The sequence below is a fragment of the Psychrobacter sp. GW64-MNA-CIBAN-0177 genome, from assembly GCF_040309585.1.
GTDB lineage: Bacteria > Pseudomonadota > Gammaproteobacteria > Pseudomonadales > Moraxellaceae > Psychrobacter > Psychrobacter okhotskensis.
In genome coordinates this window covers 1-361 of sequence record NZ_JBEOOY010000085.1, presented here as the reverse complement: position 1 = coordinate 361, position 361 = coordinate 1, and the positions used below count along the sequence as shown (strand labels likewise).

The window sequence follows — 361 nt, the reverse complement described above, 5'->3', positions numbered from 1 at the left end:
ATTATAAGCTATCTACTGCGTATTCACTCTTATCTACCAGCGATTATTTGCTGGCAATTTTTACTTTTTCATCGACATTAATAGCATTTTTTAACAGCTCATCTGACAGTACTACACCTTGCGTTTTAGCATGTTTAGGGCTGACGTAGAGTGTCAATTCGTTCATGACTTCAGGCTTAACGGTACTGACCGCTTCACCATTTAAAATGCGATAAACCATCTTACCTGTCGTACGACCAAAATCATAATCATTGACACCAAGTGCTGCTGTGGCGCCGCGTTGGACACTGAATTCATCAGAGGCAACAATAGGCAGTTTTAGCTCATTGGCAGCTTGTGCCATCGCTTCAAAGGCTGAGGC

Annotated in this window: 1 protein-coding gene; it reads right to left on the bottom strand. The window is 42.4% G+C overall.

The genetic code is table 11. The annotated features are described in order from the left end of the window. Positions 1-43: 43 nt before the first annotated feature. Positions 44-361 (bottom strand): ABC transporter substrate binding protein (locus tag AAEY79_RS14275; RefSeq protein WP_352288908.1); only part of this gene is annotated, 318 nt, incomplete at its 5' end.